The organism is Oribacterium sp. oral taxon 078 str. F0263 (assembly GCF_000469565.1).
Lineage (GTDB): Bacteria > Bacillota > Clostridia > Lachnospirales > Lachnospiraceae > Oribacterium.
Genome location: NZ_KI273128.1, coordinates 80,818 through 106,318 on the forward strand (window position 1 = coordinate 80,818; position 25,501 = coordinate 106,318).

Below are 25,501 nucleotides of genomic sequence, written 5' to 3' on the forward strand. Positions count from 1 at the left end.
CTCCATCCCCTAGCCCACTCTCATCCGGAATTTCTGCGCCTCTCTCTCGTCCTCCACAAGCTGGATCTCCGCGCCAAGAGCCTGGAGCTTTCGCTCAAAGTGCTCATAGCCCCTCTGGATATAGCCGATCTCTCGCACCGTGGTAATGCCCTCCGCACAGAGTCCCGCGATGACGAGAGCCGCCCCGGCCCGAAGGTCGAGCGCATTGACCGAGGCCCCCGTATAGGATCGGATGCCGTCTATGATGGAGACATTTCCCTCCACCTTGATCGCTCCCCCCATCCTCGCGAGCTCATCGACATACTTAAAGCGGCTCTCAAAGATCGATTCCGTCACGACGGAAATCCCCCTCGCAAGGCCGAGTGTCACCGAGATCTGCGGCTGCATATCGGTGGGGAAGCCCGGGTAGGGCAGGGTCTTTACATCCGTCGGACGCTGTACGGCGCTTCCGATCACGCGGATGGATTCATCGTATTCCACGACCGTATTCCCCATCTCGACGAGCTTTGCGGAGATGGACTCCAGGTGCTTGGGGATGACATTTTTGATGAGGATATCCCCGCGGCTTGCCGCAGCGGCACACATGAAGGTCCCCGCCTCGATCTGATCCGGAATCACGGCATAGCTCGTGCCGTGGAGGCGCTTTACCCCGCGGATGCGGATCGTGTCGGTCCCCGCCCCGCGGATATTCGCCCCCATACTGTTCAGGAAATTCGCGACATCCACGATATGCGGCTCCTTCGCGACATTCTCGATCGTCGTCTTCCTCTCCGAAAGCACAGCCGCCAGCATGATATTGATCGTCGCGCCGACCGATACGACATCCAGGTAAATGTGCGTGCCCTTAAGGCCGTCCTTCGCCTCCGCGACGACGCAGCCGTTCTGAATCCGGATATCCGTGCCGAGCGCGCGAAAGCCCTTCAAATGCTGATCGATGGGGCGGGAGCCGATCGCACAGCCCCCCGGGAGCGGCACGACCGCGCTGTGATACTTCCCAAGCAGTGCCCCGATAAAGTAATAGGAGGCGCGGATCCTCCGGATAAACTCATCGTTGATGCTGAGCTCCCGGATCCCCGCCGCACAGATGGAAACCGTATGGCTCCCCGTGCGCTCCACCGCCGCTCCCAGCTCTCTCAGGACATCCAGCATGACATTGACATCGCGGACGTCCGGGAGATTCTCGATCACCACGGTATCATCTGTAAGGATTGCCGCCGCTATCAGGCCAAGCGCCGCATTCTTTGCGCCCCCGATCACCACTTCCCCGCGGAGCGGACGTCCGCCCCTCATGATAAATTGCTGTTCCATCTCTCCCCTATGCCGGGCAAAAAACAAAGCGTTCCCGACGAACGCTGTCTCTCTGTCTCCCACTCTCCGCCCCCGCTATGGAGACGGAAATCCCCCTATTTCGCGCCTAATTATAATGCCTGCTCCGGCAATTTGCAAGACATAGCCGGGCGGATGCGATTTCCGCGGCAAAGCTTTGCCGCGCTCAATGGAACATCCCCATCATTTCCTTCGCGCTGTTTGCGCCAAGCGACATGATATTATTCAGGAAGAGAACATCTTTCACCTGATGCTCCCGGAGGAAGGCGACGAAGTCCTCCCGGTAGTAGCGGTAGTCGAAGACATAGACATGCTGGTAGTGATCGACGAGAAAGGGCGCGAAGGCATTCCCGTAGGAATCCTTCACAAGGGCGATCGCGGAGCCGTCGTTTCGATTCGGATTGTCGATCTCCGTGAACGCATTGTCCCCCATCAGAAAGCAGCTGTAGCGATTCCCCGCGCTCATCGTATTCGCGTCGTTGATCACAAGCGCGTCCCCCTCCTGCCCCTTCGGGTCCCGGAAATGCATCTTGTTTGTCGCAAGCGGAAGATAGGCCCGCACGGTGTCCGGATTCACCTTGAGTGCCTCCGCGCGCTTTGTCGCAAAGTAAAAGCTCCCGTAGAAGCCGGGATATTCCCTCTTCTGATATTCTGAGAGCGCATGCGGCGTAAAGCCCTTTTCTTTACAGAATACGAGATAGGCGTAGTACGCTCCCCTCTGCGTCCAGTGATGATCCGTATGGAAATAGATGTACTCCTCCTTGTGAGAGAGAAGCTCCTCATAGATGGATACGCGCTTTACCTTCTCTCCCATGAGGCTGTAGCTGTAGCTGATCGCCTGATCCATGCCCGAGCTCGCGAGCTTTTCCTGCACGGCGGGGCTCAGCTTAATGCCGAAGGAATTCGGCACGATCATGGAATAGAGGCTGATATCCTCCGGGAGCAGGCTCCGGACCGTATTCATGAGAGAGGCGTGAGACCTCATGTTCTCCTGGCTGAAATAATAGAGCTCATAGCCGCAGTTTCCCGTGACATAGACAGTGCCTGCCTGCTCCCCCTGCACGTGGACTCCCTTCGTATCCTGCTTTTTCAGGATGAGATTTCCCTCGGCATCCGTCTCCGGCGCGGTCTCCGCCTCCCTGCTCTCCTCGGCGCTCTCTGTCTCCGGCGCGGAGAACGCCAGCGTCGGCGCGGTCTCTCCCGCGGTCTCCGGGATGCTCTCCTTCTTTCTCTCCCCTTTGGAATAGATCGCCTCCCCCTGGAAGCCATAGTATTTCTCCAGCGAGGCCTCCCAGGAGAGGAGCTCCTCCCGGAAGGGAAAGGTATCGGAGTACCAGCTGGAGAAATCGCGGAACCAGCTTCCGTCGGAGAGGGTGCGAAGGCTCGGCGCGGGGAGCTCCGCGAGCTTCCGCTTCTCCGACTCGGAATACGAGGGGCGGAGCGGCAGGAGGAGGCCGAGGATCAGGAGGAAGAGCAGCGAAAGGGAGAGCGCAAGGCACATCCCGTATGCTCCGCGCGAGCTCTGCCTCTTCCTCCCGCGCTCCCGCGCATTTTCTCTCCTCTCGCTCATATTCCCCCTCGCTTTCCCCCGGCTGCTTTCCCAAAACTGCCTTCTCAAAACTGCCTTCTCAAAATTGATTATATAAAAACGGCATATAGCTGCTCCCCACCATCGCCATCACAGAGAGTGCGAGGAAGAGCAGGGCGGCGGCTCCCCTCTCGAGATAATAGAAAAACGCGGCTCTTCGGAGAGCCCTTTTCCTGCGGCGCGCCCGAAGCTGAATCCGCCTGAGGGCAATCTCGTGCTCATTCTCCGCCTCTGCCTCCGACTCCCGGTCGAAAAGCTGGAGGCTGTCGTCCCCGAAGCTCTCGTTGTCCCTGATCCGCTCGCTCCTCCTCTCCTCCTTCCTCCGAAGGGAGAGGCTCTGCTGAAGGCCGTTCTGCATGGAAATCCCGATGTAATGAAAGAGCGGGGTAGAAGCGAGGAGACAGGCGAAGAAGAAGATAAGATTGTTCCAAAGGCTTAAGGCGGTGATCGGATCCCAAAGGGCGGATGCTCCGATGCCAAATTGAAGCTTCAGCGCGGCGATGAGCGCGTGAAAATCCGAAAAGCGAAAGAGGATCCAGCCGAAGTAGACGACGAGCAGAGTATAAAGATGAGAGAGGAGCCTCCTCCCCCGGACCTCTCTCCCGCGCTTTCCTCTCTCTCCGGCGCTCTGTCTCCTAAAGCCCGGAAAGCCTCTTCCTTCCTTCCCTCCGGCGCTCTCCGCCGCCTTCTCCTCCGGCTTCTCTTCTCTGTCTCTATCTTTCTCCTCTTCTTTTCTCTCCCCTTCTTCCCCTGTTCCGACTCTCTCTTCCTCCAGCTCCTCTCTCTCCCTCCTTCTCCTCAGATTCTCTATCATGATAAAGAAAAAGTAGTAGAGCCCCCAGAGGACGAAATTCCAGCTCGCGCCGTGCCAAAGGCCCGTAAGAGCCCAGACCAGAAGAAGATTCCGGCAAAGCTTTGGCAGGCTGACATGACTTCCGCCAAGCGGGATATAGACATAATCCCGGAAGAAGGAGGAGAGCGAAATATGCCACCTCCTCCAGAAATCCCGCACGGAGTGCGCGGCGTAGGGATAGTCGAAATTCTCCGGATAGTCAAAGCCGCATACTCTCCCGAGGCCGAGCGCCATATCGGAGTAGGCGGAAAAATCCAGGTAGATCTGGAGCATATAAAAGATCCCGCCGAGCCAGGAGGCGAGGACGGAGGGCGGATTCCCCTGGGAGGCCGCGTGCAGGAAGTCGAGCGGCAGAAACTGCCCCGCAAGCTTCCCCGCGTGGTCCGCGAGCAGCGTCTTCTTCGAAAGTCCGAGACAGAAGCGGAACATGCCCTCACAGAAATCCTCCGGGCTCATCCTCCGCTCTCTGAGGGCGGCCTCCATCTCCCGAAAACGGACGATCGGCCCCTGAGAGATGATGTGGAAGTCCGCCGTATAGAGAAGCAGACTCTCGAAGCTCTGCGCGCGGAGCCTGCCGCTTTGAATATCCGAAAGATAGGAGATCAGCCGGAAGCTGTAGAAGGAGATGCCCAGAGGAAGGAGAGCTCCCGGAAGATGGAAGGGGAGGAGCGGAAGAAGCGGCCTTAGGAAAAATGCGCTGTACTTAAAAAACACGAGGTTCAGAAGGAGGAGGGAGATTCCGATCACGAACCACCTCCTTTCCCCCCGGCGCTCCTCGATGAGATATCCGAAGCCGAAGCTCAGCGCTGTCATAAGGAGGAGGAGAAGGAGATAGTGGAGCCCCCCCGCGAGGTAGAAAAGGAGAGAAAAACACAAAAGCACCCGGTTTTTCCGCCGGACGCCGGGCACCGCAGTATAAATCAGCAAAAAAAGCGGCAGAAAGCCCGCTGTAAAAAACAGACTGGAAAAGCTCATCTTTACCTCTTCTCCCTCTCCCCTTGTATTTTCTCTCTTCTTTCGGTATAATGATTCCACTTCGGGGCGGCGATGAAGTCCGGGCCCCACGCAATGAGAGACCTCGAACCGTGTCAGGATGGGAACATAGCAGCACTAAGGGGACACTTTCATGTGCCGTGGATTCTCCTGGGCGGAGCCGCCCCGAAGCTTTCGCTGAAATGCGTCAAATTCTCAATTCTCAGCACTGCTATAAATCTCGCGCGCCGCTGTGACGATCCATCGCCCCGGCGCTTCTTCTCCTTATAATATCGGTCCCCCGCTCCGATAAGTGCGGCGGTCGAAGCGGAAAGCCCTGTTCCCGGCGGGCAGGGAAGGGCCGAAGAGACGAAGGAGAACAGCTTAGATCCGATAGACCGCTCTCGCATTCTCCGCCGTGATCCGTATCACTTCCTCCTCCCGGATTCCTTTGATTTCCGACAGCGCTCTCACGACATAGCGAAGATGAGCCGGATTGTTCCGCTCCCCCCTGTGAGGCAGGGGAGAAAGGTAAGGGCTGTCCGTCTCCAAAACCATCATGGAAAGGGGAAGCTCTGCGACAAGTCTGCGGAGCTTTTTTGCGTTCGGAAATGTCAGAACCCCTCCGATCCCGAGGTACATGCCAAGCTCCGCAAACTGCCTCGCGACCTCGAGCGGATAGGAAAAGCAATGGACGATGCCGCTGTTTTTGTATCCTCCGCTGTCCCGAAGAAGCTCGTAGCTGTCCCGCGCGCTTTCCCTCGAGTGGATGACGATCGGAAGCCCCCGAAAGAGGGCGAGCTCAATCATCCGAAGATAGCAGCTCTTCTGGATTTCCGGCTCCGGCGCATAGGAGAAATCCACCGATTCCGAGAGCTCCCTTAAGGCGCGGTAGCTCTTCTTGGAGAGGGAGAGGGCGGAGAGCTCCTCTCCCCCTGGCACAAAGGAAAGGAGCTCCTCTTCGCCCGGCTCCTTCTCCCGGAGAAGCTGCTCTCTCTCCTCCCTTCTCAAAAGAAGCTCTCTTTGCAGCCTGAGAAATTCCCCCTTTGCCCGGACTGCCTCCTCCCTCTGACAGGGGCTTCTTTTATCGAGGTGATAGTAGTCGAGCCCTACCTCTCCGATCGCAGCGACGCCCTTCCTGAGAGAGAGCTCCGAGAGCTCCCGCACGACTTCATCGGAGCAGTCCGCCGCATAATCCGGGTGAAGTCCGACGGCGGCATAGATCTCCGGCCCCGCCTCCGCGCCGCTTCCTCCCTCCGGACCCCGCCGGAGGGATAACTGCTTTTCCGAAAACTCCGCCGCCCTCCGGGAGCTCTCAAGATCAAAGCCGATCTCCGTCACAGCGCAGACCCCCTCCCCAGGAAGGCGGGAGAGAAGAGCTTCCCGATCCCTGTCGAAGGCCGGGTCCAGAAGATGCGCATGGCTGTCAAAGATCATATCTCACCTTTCGCATTGCCGCGCGGCGGACTCATCCTAGGAGGTAATCATCGAGCCCGCATAGATCATCAGGTACATGACGATCAGATGCAGCGGATAGTAGATATAGAAGAGCCAGCGGGAGTGAAAGCGGCCCCGTTCTCCATTATAGAGAAAAATCGGGAGAAAGGCCGCTGCCCCGAGGCAGAAGCTCTCATAGGAATTCACAGCGGAGCAAAGCGCTCCGGAGAAGGTCTGAAGGGCCTTCTCCTTTCGAAAGTTATACATCAGGGCGATGGAGAGAATGGCGACCGCCCCGTAGTCAAAGCGCAGAAGCTCTGCCATAGCGCAGGATAGGGCCACGCCCAGCCACTTATAGAGAGGCTTCTTCCGGAAGCGCTTCATGCCGTACAGCATGAGCAGTCCGCAGGCGAGCGTAAAGCCCGTATTCTGCCTCTCGAAATGATAGATCGCGTTAAAAAAAGCGAGGTCGTAGGGAAGCTCCGATAGAAGCGCCATCAAAAAGACCCTTCTGAAATATTTCCAGAAATCTCCGGTGTGGATGAAGCCCTCCACCAGGAGAAAGGCAAAGATCGGAAATGCGAGCCGTCCGAGCAGACGGAAGACCCGGTAGAGCGCAAGCCAGCGCTGTCCCGCCGGAGTCGCGATCGCCATCTGATAATACTCCGGGGAATAGCCATAGAGCTTCCCGTTTCGAATGATAATCACCGCGAAGTGGTCCAGCGTCATGGAGAGGAGGGCAATCGTCTTCAAGAGCCCTCCCGAGAAGCCGGCCCGCTTTCGGAGCATATCCAGGGCCTTCTGCGCGCTGTGAGCTCCCATGACTCAGCAGATCCCGGCGCCGGAGGGCATATCCCGCATCGGCGTCATAAGAGCGAGCTCTCCGCCGTGCCCCTCCGCAGAGAGGATCATCCCCTGGGACTCATAGCCTGCGATCATTCTGGGCTTCAGATTGCAAAGCACCATGACCTTCTTCCCGACGAGCTCCTCCGGGCGGTAGAAGGATTTGATGCCGGAGAGGATCTGCAGCTTCTCCTCTCCGACCAAAACCTCAAAGCGGAGAAGCTTCTTCGACTTCTTCACCTCCTCTGCGGAGAGGATCTTCCCCACGCGGAACTGAAGCTTCTCAAAATCCTCATAGCCGATCTCTGCCTTCTTCTCCGCGAGAATGGGACTCTCCCCTTCGGATGTGCTCTCCGGCGTCTCTCCCTCTCCCGCGCCGCTTTTCTCCTTCTCTCCGCCGAAGGCCCCGCTCTCCTTGGAGAGCTTCTCCACCTCGGAGAGAAGCTGCTTCAGATCCTTTCTCTCAAAGAGCGCCTTCGGATCCCCGGTGACGCGGGTCCCGGAGGGATAGAGACCGAAGCGGTCCATCTGCTCCAAGGGCCTGGCCTCTGTATTCAGCTGCCGGAGGATCTCCTCCGCGGTCCTTGGCATAAAGCTTTCCAGGACGGAGGCCCCGATCACGATCGCCTCCGTGAGATTGTAGAGTACGGTCTCGAGACGGGCGGATTTCCCCTCCTCCTTTGCGAGAAGCCAGGGCTCCGTCTCATCGATATATTTGTTTGAGCGGCGGAAGATGTCAAAGAGCAGGTCCAGGGCATCCGCAATGCGGAGCTCATCCATCTTCGCGACGATGGCTCGCACATTTTTCAGGACGGTCTCCTTCAGATCCTCATCGACCGGCTCCGCGGCCCCGCTGTCCCGCACGATGCCTCCGAAGTACTTATTGCTCATCGCGATGCTTCTTTTCACGAGATTTCCGAGGATATTGGCGAGCATGCCATTGTAGCGCTCCGCCATGAGCTCCCAGGAAATGACGCCGTCGTTCTCGAAGGGCATCTCGTGGATCACGAAGAAACGGACCGCGTCGACGCCGAAGAGCTGCACCAGCTCATCCGCGTAGATCACATTGCCGCGGGACTTCGACATCTTCACCCCCTCCTCCGACTTTCCGGCCGCGGTGAGGAGCCAGGGATGGCCGAAGACCTGCTTCGGAAGAGGAAGCTCCAGACTCATCAGGAAGATGGGCCAGTAGAGCGTGTGAAAGCGTATGATATCCTTCCCGATCAGATGAAGATCCGCGGGCCAGTATCTGTGGAAGCGCTCCGAGGAATTCCCGTCCACATCGTAGCCGAGGCCGGTGATATAGTTCGTGAGCGCATCCAGCCAGACGTAGATGACGTTCTCCGGATCGAAATCCACGGGGATGCCCCACTTGAATACGGTCCGGGAGACACTCAGATCCTGCAGTCCCGGCTTCAGAAAGTTATTTACCATCTCGTTTTTCCGGGATACCGGCTGGATGAATTCCGGGTGCTCCTCGATATGCTTCATCAGGCGGTCCGCATACTTTGACATCCGGAAGAAATAGGAGGACTCACTGGCCCTCTCCACCGGCCGTCCGCAGTCCGGGCATTTCCCGTCCACAAGCTGCGAATCCGTCCAGAAGGACTCGCAGGGGGTACAGTACCAGCCCTCATAGACTCCCTTATAGATGTCCCCCTTCTCGTACATCTTCCGGAAGATCTTCTGAACCTGCTTCTCATGGTAGGGGTCCGTGGTCCTCATGAACTTGTCGTAGGAGGTGTTCATGAGATCCCAGATCGCCCGGATCTCCCCGACCACTCCGTCCACGTACTGCCCGGGCTCCATCCCGGCCTCCCTCGCCTTCTGCTCAATCTTCTGCCCGTGCTCATCCGTCCCGGTCTGAAAGAAGACGTCATAGCCCTCGAAGCGCTTGAAACGCGCGATCGCGTCCGCGAGCACAATCTCATAGGTATTTCCGATATGCGGCTTTCCGGAAGCATAGGCGATCGCGGTCGTGATATAATAAGCTTTCTTCTCCATCCTTCGCCTCTCCCTACTTAAGGACGAGCTCAACCTCGTTCAGCTGGTAGTTCTCCCGGAAGCTGTCCGAGACCGCCTGCTTTGCCGTCTCCTCGTCGAGCCCCTTTCCCGGGGCAAAGCCGGAGATCGTGACGGTGGCGTTCTTTACCTTGCTTCCGCCGCTGTCCTTCACGCCGGGCCCCGCCATCCTGGTCTCCGCGCTGTCCGTCTGCTCCATGCTGACAAACTTCGCGCCCTCCTTCAGCGTGCCGTTCTCGACGAGGAGCTTCACGATCGCCTCCTCCGTGAGCTTCTCCGCGGCCTCCATCTTCTCTATGATCTTCCCCTGCCCGTCCGGAGCGTAGATCACGATGGATTCGAGCACCGGAGCGGTGGGGTCCGGCTGCTTGGAGAGCGGAAGCCCGTTCTCCGGATTCGTCTCCTCCGGCGTGCTCGGCGCCGCGCTGGGCATAGCCGCGGCATCGGGGGCCTTTCTCTTTCCGCCCTCCTTCCCCCCGCAGGCTGAAAGCAGTGCCGCCGTCAAAAGCAATATCATCCAAAAGCATTTCTTCATCGTCTTCACCTCTGATTTTTCTTCTGCCCTTCCGAAGGAGGAGGGAAAGCTCCCCTTCCTGAACCGGGGCCGCCGGGAATCCTCTGCCGCAGTCATTTTGCCGATCCGGCGGCTCCCCCGCGCGCTTCCTCCGGAGCTCCGCCGCTCTCCCGGAGCGGGGAGCCATCCGAAAATCCCCTGCCTTAAGCGCTTTCCACCCCGGGAATCAACGCCGGGATCAGCGCTTCCTTAGTATATCGAAAGCCCCCCTCTTTTTCAAGTCTTGGCCGCTCTGCCGATCGGATCTCCCTTCTGTTCGCTCCCTCAAAAACGCTATGACAAAAAAACGGCGATGAAGTATACTGGAATCCGGGAAAATGCCGCTCCGGCAGCGCGGAATGGAGAGGCGGCAGAGCGGCGGGATTTTGGCAGCGGAATCGGGAAAAGGCTCAGGAGGGGAAAACAGCATGGAAAAGGGAAGGCTCTGTCTTTGCGCGACGCCGATCGGGAATCTGGAGGACATCAGCCTCCGGGTGCTCCGCTGTCTTCGGGAGGCGGATCTGATCGCGGCGGAGGATACCAGAAATTCCGCCCGCCTGCTCGCTCACTTCGGGATCCGGACGCCGATGACCTCCTATCATGAATTTAATAAATATGATAAGGCGAAGCTTCTGTTGCAGGAGCTTCTGAAGGGGAAAAGCATCGCGCTCATCACCGACGCGGGCATGCCCTGCATCTCGGATCCGGGGGAGGAGCTGGTCCGGGAGGCCGCTATGGCCGGGATCTCCGTCACAAGCCTGCCCGGTCCCTCCGCCGTCCTCACGGCGCTCAGCCTCTCCGGGCTTCCCTCCGGGCGCTTCTCCTTCGAGGGCTTTCTCCCCAGAGATAAAAAGGAAAGGCAGGAACGCCTCCGGGAGATCGCGGAGGAGCCCAGGACTCTGATCCTCTATGAGGCTCCCCACCGGCTCCGGAAGACCCTATCGGAGCTTTGCACTGTGCTCGGAGAAAAGCGCAGAATCTCCCTCTGCCGGGAGCTCACAAAGCTCCACGAGGAGATCCTCCGGACAGATCTCTCCGAGGCTCTTCTCCGATATGAGAGCGAGGACCCGCGGGGAGAATACGTCCTTGTGATCGAGGGAAAGCCGCGGCGGGAGCTTCTTCGGGAGGCGGCCTCCCGCTGGGAATCGCTCAGCCTGGAGGAGCATCTCTCGCTCTACATGAAGGAGGGATTGAGCGAAAAGGAGGCGATGAAAAAGGCCTCGAGAGACCGCGGAATCGGAAAGCGGGAGATCTACCGCGCCCTGAAGGGAGACGGGCGGGAAAGCGAAAAGGGCAGCCCGTAAAGCGGGGATTTCCAAAGTACGCCCGCTGCCGGCCTTCTCCGGATATGCGGGGAAAGGATATGCGGGGAAAATCGGAAGGATTCCCTGCATAAGATTGTTCATCCATGACGGCAGAAAGGAAAGAGCCGGACCTCCGATGGGAGGCCGGCCCTTTCCTTTCCGGCTTTTGGGACTTCTGTCCGCGGCTTTTATTTTGTCTGTACCGCGCCGTTCACCGTCCACTCGCCGTTCGCGTTGACCGTATAGCCGTCCGGCGTCGTGGTATTCTCATACATATGTCCGAAGTTCTTCCCGGCTGTCGGCTCCAGATAATAGCACTTTCCGTTGATCCACTGCCAGCCGCTCATGACATAGCCGTCGGCACCGAAATAGTACCAGTACTGTCCGCCGTTCCAGCTGTAGCGCTGCCATACGGAGGCCGGCCAGGAGCCGTTATTCAGCCTGACCCACCAGCCCTTGGCATCCTGCACCCACTCCTTGAAGCTTCCGGCCGTATTCGTCGTCACACTGCCCCCGCCGGATCTCCCGGATCTCCGTCCCGATCCTCCGCCGGAGCCGCCGGAACCACCGGAGCCGCTTCCGCTTCCGCCATTGTTCGCCTTCTCCGGCTTGGAAACCGCAGCCTTAACCGAAGGATAGCCGTCCGATGTGATTTCGATCTGATAATTTCCGTCGTCCGGGAAGGCCACGGTCTTTGTGTTATGGCGTCCCGGCACCACCGCGTCCAGCTTGAGCTTTCCGTTCTCGTCGAAGAAGATCTTTCCCAAAGTCAGCTTCGGATCCGAGAAGGAGAGCTCGGAGCCCGCAACGACCTTTCCGGCCGCATCCAGCTTGCTCACCTTGACCGCGGAGATATTTCCGATGTAGGCGGCCGTCGTGATGCCGGAGGGAAGCTGCAGGGTATTTCCGGAGAACCTCACACTGCCGTCCGGATGTCCCGAACTCAGCCGAAACTCCACCTTGATATCCTCATACTTCTCGTCCGTGAATACGAGAGTATAGAGTCCGATTCCGGTATTGGCGTTCGTCTTTACCTTAAGAAGCTTCGAAGCACTGTCATAGCTGTAGTCCGCATCCTTTGCGAGCTCCTTTTGCTTGAAGCTTACGCTCTTCAGCTGATAGGAGGAATCCGACGGGACGGAAAAGCTGAGGGAAACATCGGAGCTCTCCTTCCCATAGACATTATCCTTCGCCGTGATCTTCGAGCTGTCGTCGAGAAGAGTCTTCACCTTCAGCTTCGTGTCGATCACGACATCCTTCTTCCCCTTCAGAAGATAGGTGATCTTCCGGATCGTCTTTCCCTGCATATCGTGGAAGCGCTGATAGCCCGGTGTATTTCCGTGCGGCTCGGTGTAGGAGCGGACGGAGAAGGCCATCTCATCGGAGCGAAGGAAGATATTGTCCATCGGCTTCATGCCGTACTTTGCCCCGTCCTCGGTCTCCAGGATCGCTCCCATGATGTCCGCGGACTTCGGGGCATTCTCCAGATTGAGCTCCAGCGTATAGTTCCCAAAGCGCTTCCCCGTCACGATCTCCGCCGCCTTGGCTTCGACCGTCTCCGTATCCGTCTTCATCTTCGTAAGGGAGCCGTCTCCGTTCAGCGTCTTGTACTCGTCCGGCACCGGAATCGTCGAGGATGTCGCGATCTCCGGAAGGCTTCCGACGATGTTGAGAAGCTCGTTGCTGCACTGCGCGTTCCCCGCCTGCGCGGCCTTCGCGCTGTTATAGAGGCTCTCCGGAATCCGCACCGTGACCTTGCGGATCCCCGTCGCAACTGTCTTTCCGGAGGAGGTATCGGATTTCACCTGCTCCCATTTCGCCGCCTTTCCGACTGTGGCGCTCGACACCGCATCGTAGTAGCCCTCCGCCCGAAGTGCCGCTGCCGGGTCCTGCGCATTCAGCTCCATCGTCGGATTTTCCTGAGGATCCTTTAATTCGCCGTAGAAAAAGTCCGCATAATCCACATCCAGCTGCGCATATACATCGTTTCCGCTTTTAAAGGGCTTAAAATCCGCATCGGAAGAGGGGGACGCCCCGGCGTATGCCGAGAGCGGCGCCGCAAAGACAAAAAGTGCCGCGAGCAGCGCGAGCACGGATGCCGACCGGAAAACCTGCCTTTCGCTCATTCTTACCTCCTGTTTGGGAAATGCATCGTCCCTATACTGCAGGGACGGATAACTTCGATCCTGCCGAAATGATCGGCGGAAGCCTTTAGTTAGAGCAAGCTAACAGCCATAGTATAGCGAAAAGAGCGAAAGTTCGTCAAGTCCATGATAAAATCTTATTATAAATGTAAGCTTTCCGTCTCAGATACCGAAAAAGCCCCCGGGAGATTTCCCTCTCGGGGACTTTCAAAGACTAGCTCGTCTTTCCCTTCTTCCCTCCGATCCCGAGGACGCTCCTCATCCCCTCCCAGATCTTTCGGAATACCCGGGCGATCCTCTGCCAGGGGCTCTGCTGCTCCTCGGCCTCCTCACTGTCCAGACTCTCCGCGGAATCCTCCTTTTTCGAGATCTCCTCCGTGCGGCAGACGATCGCGAGACTCGAGGGCTCCGGGTTTTCCTCGCTGGTAAAGGAGACCTTCGGGGCCTCCGGGTCCATATTGAGGAAATTATTGTCCGCCTCCCGCTCATCCAGCTCATCGTTGATGGATTTTCGAAGCTCGGAACCGGATTCCTTGAATTTCTTCGTGTTCTCGATCATAGCTCCGGCATTGTCCACCGCCTTCTGCCCGGCGGAAAGCCCGGCATCCGCGGCGCTTCCGAAATTTCCGGAGGCGGAGCGGAGCGTATCGTTTGCAAGCTGAAGAGTCCCCGAGATGTCATTGGAGGCCTTCTGCACCGACTGGAGAGTATTCCCCGAATTCGTGAGAGCAGTCTGGACATCCGGATAATAGAGATTCATGGTCCCGATCAGGCTATTCACATCCCCATTTAAGAGTACGAGCTGATCGACGAGCTTTGCGCTCTGCTTCGAAACGGAACCCGCCTCCAGGCTCACGCTCTCGATATCCGCAGAGAGCTGATCGATCTGCGCGATGAGATTCTCCGCGTTCACACTGCCGTAGGCCTGGGCGGCTCCCGCGGCGAGCTCGGAAAGGGCATCACTCAGCCCCTTCAGATTCCCCGCCGCCGCGCTCTGGACCGCGCTGCCCTTCTGCGCCGCCCTTTGGGAGAGCTCCTCGATCCGGCTGTTTTGCTGACGGAGGGAGCGCAGTCTCCCGAGAAAGCGGGAGGCATTCTCCTTCTGCGCCGCTGTCGCAAGCCGTACCGCCCCCTCCGTCGCCGCGGCCGGATTCCCGCCCGCAGCCGCTGCGGCGCGGGCGGCCGCCTCCCGGATATCCTGAGCGCTCACCGCGCGGTTTTGTCCCGCCGCGGCAAGCTGCGACGAAAGCTGATCGTGTGTATAGAGGAGGGCCGTAAGCGTCTGCTTCATCGAGGAGAGCTCCTCCTCGGAATAGGAGCCGATATCCTTCCCACCGGATGAGATCTGCTGCTCTATGAGCTCGATGACAGACTCCGGAAGGTAGGCCTCATCATAGCTTGCCTGAGAGAGTGCCGCGGACTTCGTGATATTGGAGGCGGTCGCGATGAGCTCCGCGCCGTCGCTGAGCGCTCCCCTTGCGATATAATTCAGATTTCCGGCCGCCCTTTGTCCTCCCGCGATTCCGCCCCTTATCCTCCGAAGAGCCTCGTTTGTGCTCTCCAGACTCGAGCGAAGCTCCGATGTGTCCACTCCCTCCACGCCGTTTAAGGAGGAGCCGAGATTCTGAAGGCGGATCTTCAGCTGATCCAGCTTATCATTTCCGTCGATGAGGTCCTGATTCAGACTGTTCAGATTCCGGTTGATATCGTAGACCATCCACTGCGTATCCTTCAGAGAATTCCGGAGCGGGCTCAGGCTGTCGGAGAGCTCCCGGATATCCTGGATCGCGAGATCATTTCCCGCAAAGATCGAGTCCTTTGCGCTGTGGAGCTTGTCCTTCCCCGCCCTGAGCTCCCGGATCATCTCGCTGCTGAGATCCAGCTGGGAGGACATATTCGCGATATTGTCGAGGAGCGCATCCGCATCATCCATCATATCGTTGGTATTTCCCCGGAACTTATCCTTTAATTCCTTGATATCCTTTATCTCCGAAAGGCCGCCCAGCGTGCCGGGGCTCATGATCATGACCGCCCCCACGGTCTCGAAGCTGTCTGTCCCCATGCGGACGGTGAAATGTCCCTCCTGCCCGGGGAGCGCCGCGAAAACGACGCCGCTGTACTGCCCGAGGGACATGGTCTGAGAATCCGGCGCATCGATCGAGTAAATCTTATTGCTGTCGATCGGAAGGGCCAGGATCAGCATGAAATTATTCTTCATGTAATCGGAGGCCGCTTCATTCGGCCAGGCGTCGATCTGCATCTCCACAAGACCGGAGGCCCCGGCGAGCTCCTCCGCGTTCACGGGGACGCCGTTCAGCTTATAGTTTATATCGAATTTCCAGGGGGAGACGGCTCTCTCCGGATCAAGCCTCCCCTCAAAGAAGAACTTCCCCGGCTTCTCCGGTGCCTTCCAGGTCACACTGTCCCCGTTTTGCTCCGGCTTCTCCGTACCGGACATATTGATGAGCTCTGTGTAATTCCCGTGGTCCGTATAGCTCGGCTGGGAATTGAAATTCACGGATTTCACGACATTGGCCTTCGAAATCTGACCATAGTGATTCAGATTGAGATACATCGTCTCCTCGACGGATGCCTCCGCGGGGCCCGCAGCACTCACGATCGGGCAGAGCAGCTCCGTCAAAAGACAGAGCGCCGCGAGGCCGCACGCGCTTTTCCTCTTAAATTCTCTGATCCATTGCTTTCTCATCTTTCCCAAACTCCTTCCGGACATCCTGCGCCCCTTATCCTCTATCGCGATCGAAAAGCAGCTCTCCGCCGCCGTCCCGCGCCCCATAGCCTGGCTATATCCATTTCTATCTCTATTCTCTATTCTTTTCTCTCTTCTTCTCTGTCCTTCTGTTTTGCCCGGACCCTTTCCGCCCCGGCCCTGAGGACCTCCTCCCCTCCTCCGCTCAGGATTTCCTGTATCCTGCGGCAGACCTTCCTTCTGGTATTTCTCGCGTTCATCGCGGCCTCCTTGATCGCGGCCCGGCGTCTCGCCTTCTTTTCCGCGGCCGGCGTCGTGAGAAAAGGATCGATCAGCTGCAAAAGGAAGGGCATCATCAGAACCACGAACGAGACCGACAGAATCGCGCCGCGCCCGACGAGATGCCCGACCTCGCTGATCGCGGGGATCGAGGAGAGGAAGCTGATCGCATAGCCGCAGACCACGAGGATCGTCCCCGAGGTCAGGATGGAGGGAAGCGAGCGCTCCGTCATGAGCTCCGCCGCCCTTTGTTTATCCTTCTCGCTCTGCCGGATCTGGAGATAATTCTCCGTGGAGGAGATCGCATAGTCGATGGTCGAACCGAGCTGGATGCAGGAGACCACGGCGTAGGCGATGAAGATGAGCTTCTGTCCCCCCACATAGGGGAAAGCCATATTCACATAAATCGCCATCATGATCGGGATCATCGCCGCGATCGGCATGAGCGGGGAGTGGAAGGAGAGCGCCACGACGATGAAGATGCTCAGCATCGCGAGATTATTCACGAGGGTATAGTCCGGGATCAGGATCTTCTCCATATCCTCCGTCGTAGGCGTGTTCCCGGTGATATAGCTCTCCTCCGGGTAATATTTCCGTATCCTCTCGCTGACAAGCTCCGTGTCCTTATAGGCCGTCCTGCTCTCCGGCTTTGTCTTGATATAGATGAGGAGCCTCGTATAGCCGCTCTTATGAAAGAGCTCCGTGACGCTCCGAGGCAGAAAATCATCCGGTATGCCGTCCGGCAGATAGGCGGAAAGCCCCATCACCTTCTTCACATAGTCCTGCTCCTTCAGCTCATCCACGAGCGCCCTCTCCTTCTCCGGCTCCGTATCCGGGAAGATGGCGACGAGGAGATTGGAGCGGCCGAACTTCCGGTCGATCTCCGCCGCCTCCTCGTAGATCTTCGTTCCGGGCCCGGCCCCCGTCGCATCCGAGCCATAGAGGAAGTGATTCATCCCCTGCGCGACATAGATCGGAGCGGCGAGGAGGAGAGAGAGCGCGAGGACCGCCGGACTCAGCCTTGCGATGAGCTTCGAGCTCTTCTGAAATTTCGGCAGGAAGGGGCGGTGCCTCGTCCGATCGATCCGATCCGACCAGGACAGAAGGAGCGAGGGCATCAGGAAGATCACCATGAGAAGGGAGCATATAATGCTCTTTGACATGACGATCCCCATGTCAAAGCCCATCCGAAAGCGCATGAAGACGAGAACGATGAAGCCGAAGAAGGTCGTCATGGAGGACGCCAGTATCGTCGTGATCGTGCTCATGAGGCCGGCCTTCAGAGCCTCCTCCTTCCCAAGCCCCCTCTCCCGCTCCCGCTCATAGGCGTGGAGCAGGAAGACAGAATAATCCATCGAGGTCGCAAGCTGCAGGACATCGGAGATATTGTTCGTGATATAGGAGATCGTCCCGAGGAAGATATTCGTCCCCTTGTTGATGACGATCGCGCAGCCGATGACGGTCAAAAAGAGCACGGGCTCAAACCAGGAGGTCGTCGTCAGAAGGAGGATCAGGAAGATGAAGACCACGGCGACGGCCATGATCATCTTCATCTGCTCCTGGACATTCTCCTCAATGAATTTGTTGGTCGGCGACATCCCCACCAGGCTTCCCCTGTCCCCGACGATCTCTTCGATCTCATCGATCGCCCGGTGCGTGAGCTTATGGGTATCCCCCTTCACAAAGGTGATATCCATAACGGCGTCTCCATCCTTATAATAATCGGAGATATCCTTCGCATCGATAAAGTCCGAGGAGCTGTAGATCTGCGTCTTCGTATCGCACCAGACGACCTGATCGACGCCCTCTACCTTTTCGATCTGATTTTTATACTGCTTCGCCTCATAGAGCGTCACATCCTTCAGCATGAGACGCCCGGTCCCCGGGTAGCCGAAGACCTCCTTCATCTTATTGATCGCCACCTTCGAGGGGACATAATCCGGAAGATAGGAGGTGAGATCATAGTTTACCCCGACAAAGAAGTAGCAGACCGCACTCAGGATCACAAAAAAGAAGACGATATCCCGGATCCCCTTATTGTGGTCCACGATGAAGTCCGCAAGATTATGATGCCTTTTCTTCTCTTCCCTTTTTTCCTCTGCCATGAAAGCACTCCTCTTTTCCATCCTGCCGCCGAAGGATCCCGGGCCGCTTTGCTTCCGCCTTTTGCCATAGCTCTTCCCCGGGCTTCCATTGCCGGGAGCATTCCGAAATCAACGGTATCGCCGAAGCTCCGAATGCCCTTTTTCCCTGCATTTCCCTTCCTGCTCTCTTTGTTCCTTTTTCGTCAGCATTTTGATAATTGACATCTGTCTATTTATGTAGTAGTGTTCATTATAGGATTCGGAGTCGAGTAACGCAATACCCAATAATCAATCCGAAGTTCGTTTATCATCATATTTACACTTTATGCCCGTTTATCGTCCTCTATGAGGATAGGCGCGAAGAAAAGCATGCCGCAGAGAAAGAAAGAAGCAGGAGAAATCAGGAGCTTATGAAGGAGGAGAAATTATGGCTGTGAAGGGGAAACCGGGAAAGCTGGAGAAAAGCCGGGAGCGGAGCGTGAAGATGGACACTCCGAGGCGGGACCGCAGAGTGAGAAAGACCACAAACGCCCTGAAGCACGCACTCACCGTGCTTATGCAGAAGAAAACCATCAAGGATATCACCGTAAAGGAGCTCACAGATATCGCCGACGTAAACCGCGGCACCTTCTACCTTCATTATGAGGACGTCTTTGATCTCCTCTCGCAGTCGGAGGGAGACTTCTTCACGAAGCTCCGGGAAGCCGTCGAGCTTCACAGCGAAGACTTCATGAGCGGAAATCCGGTGCCGCTCTTTTGCGGCGTCTATGAGCTCTGCCGGGACAACGCGGATCTGGTCAGCATCCTGATCGGCGAAAACGGGGACATCAATTTTCTGAATCAGCTCAAGACCTTCCTCCGGGAGAAGTGCCTGAACGACTGGAGCGCCATCCTGAGAAGGCAGGGGATCCAGCACTTCGATGCCTACTTCTCCTTCATCGTCGGCGGCTGTCTCAGTCTTCTCCAGTACTGGTTCCACGGCGGCATGATAGAAAGCCCGGAGGAGCTCGCGGAAATCACCGGAATCTTCCTCGCGAACCATATGTGATAAGCCCTGGCGCTCCAGAGTACAAAAAGAAGACCGGGGCAGAGGCGTACAGCCCCCATGCGAAAAAGACCGGAACAGGAACGCAGCTGCCCTAACCGTTAATGGGAGAATATTCCATAAAAATAAACGCGAAAAAAGCGAGAGATGGGGCTCTCGCTTTTTCGCGTTTCCCGCCGCATCACTGCTGACGGTCACTTAAGTTGAGTCTATCTATTTCAGGAGATTTCCAAGTGAACGTGCTTATGGTCAGGAGGACACGAACACCCGGCGCGTTATGGTGATTGCAGATCAGGAATTCTGCAGCCCCACAGGTTAGTTATATCTAACTAACTGTAGAAAGGATACAACATAAAATCCCAGTTGTCAATAGGAATTTTAAAATTTCTCGAAAAAATTTCAGAGCCCCGGAAAATGAGAGTCTGCGGCATGATTCCCGCAAAACAAAATGTCTCCCCTTGGGGCACTAAAAAATATACCTTTTCCCTGCACAAAAGCACAAAAAGAGGGCCCCGCCATCCACGCGGCCGCCCTCTTCCTTTCGTTATAGCACGCTTTTCTCCGGGAGAAGGGGTCCTTTAATCTGTCTTTCCCCCTGCCTCCGCCTCTTTCTGCGCCTCCGCATACTCCCGGATCACATCATTTAAATCCTCAGCCAGCGCATCCGGGTCAATGCCGTGGACCTCGCAGGCCTCCTCCAGGGATTCCTCCTGAGACGCCGGGCAGTAGACGCAGCCCATGCCGTTTTGCATCAGGAAGGGGGCGATCAATTCATTGATTGCCAGAATATCCCCGATTCTCATATCCTTTGTAACCTCTGCCATCCGGATCACCCTTATCCTTTCTCCGCGCCGGGAGCGCTTTAGATCAATGCGAGCTTCCGCATCGCATCCTTTCCCATCAGAGTCTCGAAATGCTCCTCATAATAGGCCTCGTTCAGTTCATCCCCCTCCACCTTCTCACCGTACTCCGAAAGCAGATTGGAAAGCCGGGAGATATCCTCCCCCTTTCCGCTTTCGGGATGAAGCGTAAGGTAATAGCGCCGCCGGTCTTCGTCCTTATACAGTGTGCTTCCGCCACGGAAGCTGTCCCCGGCCGCGGCGGCGGCATCCATGACACGGTCCAGGCTGTCAAAGCGGAAGATCCGCATCCCGGATTCCTCCTCTTCCGCAGCGCTCTTTCCGCCTCCCGCAGCCGCGTCCTCCGTCTCCTGTGCCTGCTTCAAAAGTCCCTGCGCTCCCTCCAGGATCTGGCTTGCGAGGCGGGAGAAAATACTCCCCTGCCCGTCTCCCCTCTGGGTAAACTTCGAAAAGCGCGTGTCCAGCTCCTCCGGATCCTCCACCTTGGAGATGATGAGCTGCACGGATCCTCCCTGCAGCGGAATCGCCTCGATCATGAGCGGCGTATTATCCAGTATAAAGCCGAGTTCCACCCGCGCCTTCTGCATCATCTCATTGAACAGCTGCTTCGCCGCCTGAGAACCATACGTCATATCACGGAGATTCAGATTCCTGGAAGAAAGATCCAGACTGCTCAGCGTGCACCTGATGGAGTTGTCATCAATTTTTTCCAATTTCATGGCTCCTCCCCCTCCTTCTCTGCCGGGATGAAAGCGCTTCTTCCCCTTGCCTTCACCCCCTCTGGATACCGTATCATATAACGAATCTTCCCGTTTGCAAAGCACTTTGATAAAAATTTATAGAAAGTTAATAAGCCCGTCTCAGCTCCCGCGCTCCGCGTTCACAAATCGAGTATATTCCGGCTGCCAGAGCAGAGTCACGGTGCCGATCGGACCGTTCCTCTGCTTCGCGATGATGATCTCCGCCTCGTTCGGATGCTCGGTATCCTTATTGTAGTAATCATCCCGATAGAGGAACATAACGATGTCCGCATCCTGTTCGATCGCGCCGGAGTCCCTCAGGTCCGAGAGCATGGGGCGATGGTCCGGGCGCTGCTCGCAGGCTCTGGAGAGCTGGGAGAGCGCGATCACCGGGCAGTTCATCTCCCGCGCCAGCGCCTTCAGAGAGCGCGAGATCTCCGTGATCTCCTGCTGCCGGTTCTCCGCCCTCTTCCCGGCGGAGCCGGTCATGAGCTGGAGGTAGTCGATCATAATGAGGCTGAGTCCCCTCTCAAGCTTCGCCTTCCTGCACTTTGAGCGGAGCTCCGATACCGAGATCCCCGGTGTATCGTCGATAATGATATTGGAGGCAACGACGCGGTCAATCCCCTCAATGAGCGTCGCCCAGTCCTCGTCCGTGAGCGTTCCCTTCCTAAGCTTGTCCGCGTCGATCAGGGTCTCCAGGGAGAGCATGCGGTTTACCAGCTGCTCCTTCGACATTTCGAGGGAGAATACCATGGCCGGCATATTCTTCCGGACTCCCACATAATCCAGGATATTCAGGACAAAGGCCGTCTTTCCCATGGAGGGGCGCGCCGCAACCAGGATGAGATCCGAGGGCTGAAGCCCCGCCGTTCTGTAGTCGAGATCCAGAAAACCCGTGGGCACTCCGGTGATCGGGTCCTTCTGCCGGGAAGCCTTCTCGATATTGTGGAGGACGGTCATCGCGACATCCTCGATCGGAGTGAATTCTCTCGCGCTTCTTTTCTGGAGGAGATCAAAGATCTTCTTCTCCGCGATGGAGAGCACCTCCTCCAGCTCCTCCCCTCCGGAATAGCAGAGCTCCGCGATCTCCTCATTCGCGCGGATCAGAGCGCGGAGTACGGACTTCTCCTTTACGATCGAGCAGTAGGAGCGCACATTCACGCTGGTCGCGACGGACTGCATGACCTCCTTCAAAAAGGCGATCTCCGAGAGCTCCGGCGGGATATCCTTCCCCCGGAGCTTCTCCTGCACCGTCACGAGGTCCACCGGCTTCGCCTCATTATAGAGCTCCCGCATCACCCGAAAGAGTATGGCATACTGCCGCTGGTAGAAGTCCTCCTCGCTGAGAAGCTCTGTCGCGGCGGCGACCGCCTCCTTGTCCCGGAGCATGGAGCCGATGACGCTCTGCTCCGCCTCCTGAGAGTGCGGAATCACCCTCTGGATCAGCTTTTCCGAAAGCTCCGCCATCTATTCCGCCGCCTGAACGCTCAGGTGAAGCTTCGCCTCGACATCCCGGTGAAGCCGGATGCGAAGCTCATAGCCGCCGAGATTTCGGATCGGGACATCGCTCTCGATTTTCTTCTTATCGACCTCGATGCCGGTCTGCTCCTTCAGGGCCTCCGCGATCTCCTTCGTGGAAATCGCCCCGAAGGTCCTGCCCTCTTTTCCGGCCTTCATTTTCAGGACGATCTTCGCCTCCTCGAGTCTCCCCTTGAGGTCCTGCGCCTCCGCGAGCTTCTCCGCCGCGAGCTTCTCCTCCTTCTTTTTCTGCAGCTTTAAGCTGTTCAGGTTCTTCGCGTCGGCGAGAATCCCCGCCTTTGAGGGGATGATGAAATTCCGGCCATAGCCCTCATTGACCTCTACGACATCCCCCTTCTTTCCCAGCGACTTCACATCCTTTAACAAGATAAGCTTCATCAGGACACCTCTCCTTCCTCAATCATCTGATCAATCGCCTTTTTCACCTGCGCGATGATCTCGGGAATCTTCCCCGCCTTAAACTGCGCCCCCGCCACGGTGCGGTGCCCGCCTCCTCCGAGCTTCTCCATGAGCACCTGCACGTTCATCTCGTCGATGGAGCGCGCGCTGACGTAGACCTTTCCGTTCCAGGAGGTCATGACGACACTGGCCTTGATCCCCCGGATATTCAAAAGCTCGTTGGCGGCCTGCGCACAGACGACGGTCGGGCTCTCCAGCCCCTGCGCCTTGAGAGAGCTGATCGCATAGGCATCCCTGTAGATCTCCGCTCCGCTGATCGCCTCGGCCTTCGCCTGGTAATCCTTCAGATCCTCGCGGAAATTCTTCCGGATCCTCGTGATGTCCGCGCCGCACCTCCTTAAGTAGGCCGCCGCCTCAAAGGTCCTGACCCCCGTCTGACTCGTAAACTCCTGGGTATCAATGACGATGCCGCCGTAGAGACAGTCCGCCTCGATCGGACGGACCTTGATCCCGTCTCCGATATACTGCATCATCTCCGCGATCATCTCCGAGGCCGAGGAGGCATAGGGCTCACAGTAGCTCAAGACCGCGCCCTGTATCGTCTCCGAGCTCTGCCTGTGGTGGTCAAAGACCACGATGGTTTTGCAAAGCTCCAGGAGCTCCGGCTCATCCAATATCGAGGGGCGGTCACAGTCGACGACCACCAGGACCGTATTGCCGTCCACCATCTCCTTCGCATCCTCTCCGGAGATGAACATGTCGTCCGGGTAGTCCTCATTGTTCAGAAAGCGCGCCTTTAAGGGAAGGATCGGAGGAGTCACCCGGTTCTGCACGATGCTCGCCCGCTTTCCGAGCTCGGCAGCCATGCGGAAGACGCCGACGGAGGCGCCGAGGCAGTCCATATCCCCGTTCGCATGCCCCATGATCAACAGGCGGTCCTTATTCTCCAAAAGCTCCTCAAAGGCCTGCGCCTTCACTCTCGCCTTCACCCTCGTGACCCGCTCCGTGCTCTTGGACTTCCCGCCGAAGTAGCTCAGGCTGTCCTGAGACTTCGCGATCGCCTGATCTCCTCCCCGGCCGAGCGCCATGTCGATGGAGACTCTCGCGTACTCATAGTTCTGCGCGTACTCCGCGGCCCCGTAGCCCACCCCGATGCTGAGCGTCACAGAGAGCTCATTTCCGATGCTGACCTGCCTCACCTCATCCAGGATCGAAAAGCGGTCGTCCAGCATCCGCTGCAAATACTCCCGCTTCATGACAAAGAAATATTTGTCCTTCTCAATCTTCTTGATCAGTCCGTTCACAGAGGAGATATAGCGGTTTATCTTCCGGTCCACAAGGGCTGTGAGCAGTGATCTCCTCACCTCCTCGATCTGATCCAGGACCTCCTCGTAGTTGTCGATATAGACAAGGCCGCAGACGATGCGTTCGTCGGAGAGCTCCTTTGCAAGGCGAAGCTCGTCCGTCTCATCCCGGAGGTAGACGGAGACCACCTCGCTCTCCCCGTCATAAAACGACGGCTGCTCCGTGCTCTCCCCCGATATCAGAGCGGCCCTTCGAAAGTCGATGCAGTATTTTCTCCCCTGAAAGGAGGAGTGGATCTCCAGCATCGCATCCTCCCGAAGAAGCATCTCCTCCGTGATATTCGGAAACATGCTGAGGAGATTTCCGGACAGGTTCTTCTCCTTCCGCGCGATCTCCGAAAAGGCGCTGTTCTTCCAGAGCACCGTCCCCCTGTCGTTCACAATCGCATAGGGAAAGGGCATCTCCCAGATGCGGCGAAGCTGCTCCTCCCCGGTGGAAAGGGAAAAATTCAAAAGGGCGGAGATCAGCCCGCTCCGCCTCGTAAAATAGAGCCGGAGTGCGATCAGAAGGTGGATGAGCCCCGCGATCAGAATCAAAAGGGCCGCAGCACGCGAAAAAAAACTCCCGATGAGGGCGAGGGGCAAAAAGAGCGCCGAAAGCCAGATCGGCCAGCGCAGATAAAGATCCATCAAGCTCGCTTGTTTTTTCCGCTTTTTCATGCTCCCTCTTCCCTTCCTGAATGCTCTTTTACAATTTAATTATTATAACCGCTAAAGCGGAAAATGGGAAGCGGGGCTCCCCTCCGGAATTCCCCGCGAAAAATCGCCCCGCCAAAGCAGAAAAGACCTCGCTTTTCCCTTCGGCTTCCCGCCGGACTGTGCTATACTAAGTGCATAAGTCCTCGTCAGGCGACAGAATGGACGCCATGCTTGCATGAGCGGACATTCTGGCATCTGACGGGACAACAGATATGAGCATGTAGGGCGATAGCCCGGAATGCGAATATCTGTCAGCGGTATGAAAGCTGCGCCAGCAGCGAAATACCGCGTAAGGACTTATGCACGGCGGATGGCCATGCCAACATGAGCGGACATCCTGGCATCTGACGGGACAACAGATATGAGCATGAAGGGCGATAGCCCGAAATGCGAATATCTGTCAGCGGTATGAAAGCTGCGCCAGCAGCGAAATACCGCGTAAGGACTTATGCACGGTGGATGGTTATGTCAGCATGAGCGGACATTCTGGCATCTGACGGGACAACAGATATGAGCATGTAGGGCGATAGCCCGGAATGCGAATATCTGTCAGCGGTATGAAAGCTGCGCCAGCAGCGAAATACCGCGTAAGGACTTATGCACGGTGGATGGTTATGTCAGCATGAGCGGACATTCTGGCATCTGACGGGACAACAGATATGAGCATGCAGGGATGCCGCCTTTTCTGCCCTTTGTCTGCCCGGCACAGGACGCTCTCACTCCGGCTGCCGCGGCCAGCG

Annotated in this window: 17 protein-coding genes and 1 other RNA gene; 3 read left to right on the forward strand and 15 right to left on the reverse strand. The window is 57.3% G+C overall.

The window, feature by feature from the left end; translation table 11 throughout:
- Positions 1 to 9: 9 nt before the first annotated feature.
- The 3 genes from HMPREF1986_RS10175 to HMPREF1986_RS12650 form a co-directional block, all read right to left on the reverse strand.
- Positions 10 to 1,308, reverse strand: coding sequence for a UDP-N-acetylglucosamine 1-carboxyvinyltransferase (locus HMPREF1986_RS10175; protein WP_036600285.1), 1,299 nt, complete (start codon positions 1,306 to 1,308; stop codon positions 10 to 12).
- A gap of 184 nt (positions 1,309 to 1,492) precedes the next feature.
- Positions 1,493 to 2,896 carry a DHHW family protein gene (locus HMPREF1986_RS10180; protein WP_021774753.1) on the reverse strand — a complete coding sequence of 468 codons (1,404 nt, stop codon included), beginning with the start codon at positions 2,894 to 2,896 and terminating at the stop codon, positions 1,493 to 1,495.
- Positions 2,897 to 2,954: 58 nt separating this feature from the next.
- The gene (locus HMPREF1986_RS12650; RefSeq protein WP_021774754.1) at positions 2,955 to 4,742 is read right to left on the reverse strand and encodes an MBOAT family O-acyltransferase; all 1,788 of its coding nucleotides are present in this window, start codon (positions 4,740 to 4,742) and stop codon (positions 2,955 to 2,957) included.
- Positions 4,743 to 4,801: 59 nt separating this feature from the next.
- On the opposite strand from HMPREF1986_RS12650, the gene ffs reads away from it, so the two are divergent.
- An RNA gene (ffs, locus tag HMPREF1986_RS12960) (signal recognition particle sRNA large type) lies at positions 4,802 to 4,931 on the forward strand.
- Between the two features lie 192 nt (positions 4,932 to 5,123).
- Here ffs and HMPREF1986_RS10195 read toward each other — a convergent pair.
- From HMPREF1986_RS10195 to HMPREF1986_RS10210, 4 genes are all read right to left on the reverse strand, one after another.
- Positions 5,124 to 6,176, reverse strand: coding sequence for a TatD family hydrolase (locus HMPREF1986_RS10195; protein WP_021774756.1), 1,053 nt, complete (start codon positions 6,174 to 6,176; stop codon positions 5,124 to 5,126).
- 36 nt (positions 6,177 to 6,212) lie between these two features.
- The gene (locus tag HMPREF1986_RS10200) at positions 6,213 to 6,929 is read right to left on the reverse strand and encodes a TraX family protein (protein WP_242837377.1); all 717 of its coding nucleotides are present in this window, start codon (positions 6,927 to 6,929) and stop codon (positions 6,213 to 6,215) included.
- A 72-nt stretch (positions 6,930 to 7,001) separates the two neighbouring features.
- Complete coding sequence (gene metG / locus HMPREF1986_RS10205; protein WP_021774758.1) at positions 7,002 to 9,023, reverse strand: methionine--tRNA ligase; 2,022 nt, start codon at positions 9,021 to 9,023, stop codon at positions 7,002 to 7,004.
- 13 nt (positions 9,024 to 9,036) lie between these two features.
- Entirely contained in the window at positions 9,037 to 9,576 is a 540-nt protein-coding gene (locus tag HMPREF1986_RS10210; RefSeq protein WP_155978807.1) for a hypothetical protein, read from the reverse strand.
- Positions 9,577 to 10,022: 446 nt separating this feature from the next.
- Between HMPREF1986_RS10210 and rsmI the strand changes: the two genes are divergently transcribed.
- Entirely contained in the window at positions 10,023 to 10,898 is an 876-nt protein-coding gene (rsmI, locus tag HMPREF1986_RS10220; protein WP_036600290.1) for a 16S rRNA (cytidine(1402)-2'-O)-methyltransferase, read from the forward strand.
- A 188-nt stretch (positions 10,899 to 11,086) separates the two neighbouring features.
- On the opposite strand, the gene HMPREF1986_RS10225 is transcribed toward rsmI, so the two are convergent.
- The 3 genes from HMPREF1986_RS10225 to HMPREF1986_RS10235 all read right to left on the reverse strand — a co-directional run bounded on the left by HMPREF1986_RS10225 (position 11,087) and on the right by HMPREF1986_RS10235 (position 18,133).
- Positions 11,087 to 13,024 (reverse strand): hypothetical protein, encoded by a 1,938-nt coding sequence (locus tag HMPREF1986_RS10225; RefSeq protein WP_021774760.1) that lies wholly within the window; start codon positions 13,022 to 13,024, stop codon positions 11,087 to 11,089.
- Positions 13,025 to 13,256: 232 nt separating this feature from the next.
- Positions 13,257 to 15,749 carry a hypothetical protein gene (locus tag HMPREF1986_RS10230; RefSeq protein ID WP_155978808.1) on the reverse strand — a complete coding sequence of 831 codons (2,493 nt, stop codon included), beginning with the start codon at positions 15,747 to 15,749 and terminating at the stop codon, positions 13,257 to 13,259.
- A 119-nt stretch (positions 15,750 to 15,868) separates the two neighbouring features.
- On the reverse strand, positions 15,869 to 18,133 hold the full coding sequence (locus HMPREF1986_RS10235) for an efflux RND transporter permease subunit (RefSeq protein ID WP_242837378.1): 2,265 nt from the start codon (positions 18,131 to 18,133) through the stop codon (positions 15,869 to 15,871).
- Between the two features lie 406 nt (positions 18,134 to 18,539).
- Here HMPREF1986_RS10235 and HMPREF1986_RS10245 point away from each other — a divergent pair, with 406 nt between their 5' ends.
- On the forward strand, positions 18,540 to 19,160 hold the full coding sequence (locus HMPREF1986_RS10245) for a TetR/AcrR family transcriptional regulator (RefSeq protein ID WP_021774765.1): 621 nt from the start codon (positions 18,540 to 18,542) through the stop codon (positions 19,158 to 19,160).
- Between the two features lie 575 nt (positions 19,161 to 19,735).
- Here HMPREF1986_RS10245 and HMPREF1986_RS10250 read toward each other — a convergent pair.
- The 5 genes from HMPREF1986_RS10250 to HMPREF1986_RS10270 all read right to left on the reverse strand — a co-directional run bounded on the left by HMPREF1986_RS10250 (position 19,736) and on the right by HMPREF1986_RS10270 (position 24,722).
- Positions 19,736 to 19,981: a DUF1858 domain-containing protein gene (locus HMPREF1986_RS10250; protein WP_009216099.1), complete on the reverse strand. Its 246-nt coding sequence runs from the start codon at positions 19,979 to 19,981 to the stop codon at positions 19,736 to 19,738.
- A gap of 38 nt (positions 19,982 to 20,019) precedes the next feature.
- Positions 20,020 to 20,736 (reverse strand): adaptor protein MecA, encoded by a 717-nt coding sequence (locus HMPREF1986_RS10255; RefSeq protein WP_021774767.1) that lies wholly within the window; start codon positions 20,734 to 20,736, stop codon positions 20,020 to 20,022.
- A gap of 141 nt (positions 20,737 to 20,877) precedes the next feature.
- Entirely contained in the window at positions 20,878 to 22,227 is a 1,350-nt protein-coding gene (gene dnaB / locus HMPREF1986_RS10260; RefSeq protein ID WP_009216101.1) for a replicative DNA helicase, read from the reverse strand.
- A complete protein-coding gene (rplI, locus tag HMPREF1986_RS10265) occupies positions 22,228 to 22,677 on the reverse strand; it encodes a 50S ribosomal protein L9 (RefSeq protein ID WP_009216102.1) in 450 nt (149 codons plus the stop codon).
- Positions 22,677 to 24,722 (reverse strand): DHH family phosphoesterase, encoded by a 2,046-nt coding sequence (locus HMPREF1986_RS10270; protein ID WP_021774768.1) that lies wholly within the window; start codon positions 24,720 to 24,722, stop codon positions 22,677 to 22,679. The genes rplI and HMPREF1986_RS10270 overlap by 1 nt, the downstream gene beginning before the upstream one ends.
- Positions 24,723 to 25,501 lie beyond the last annotated feature (779 nt).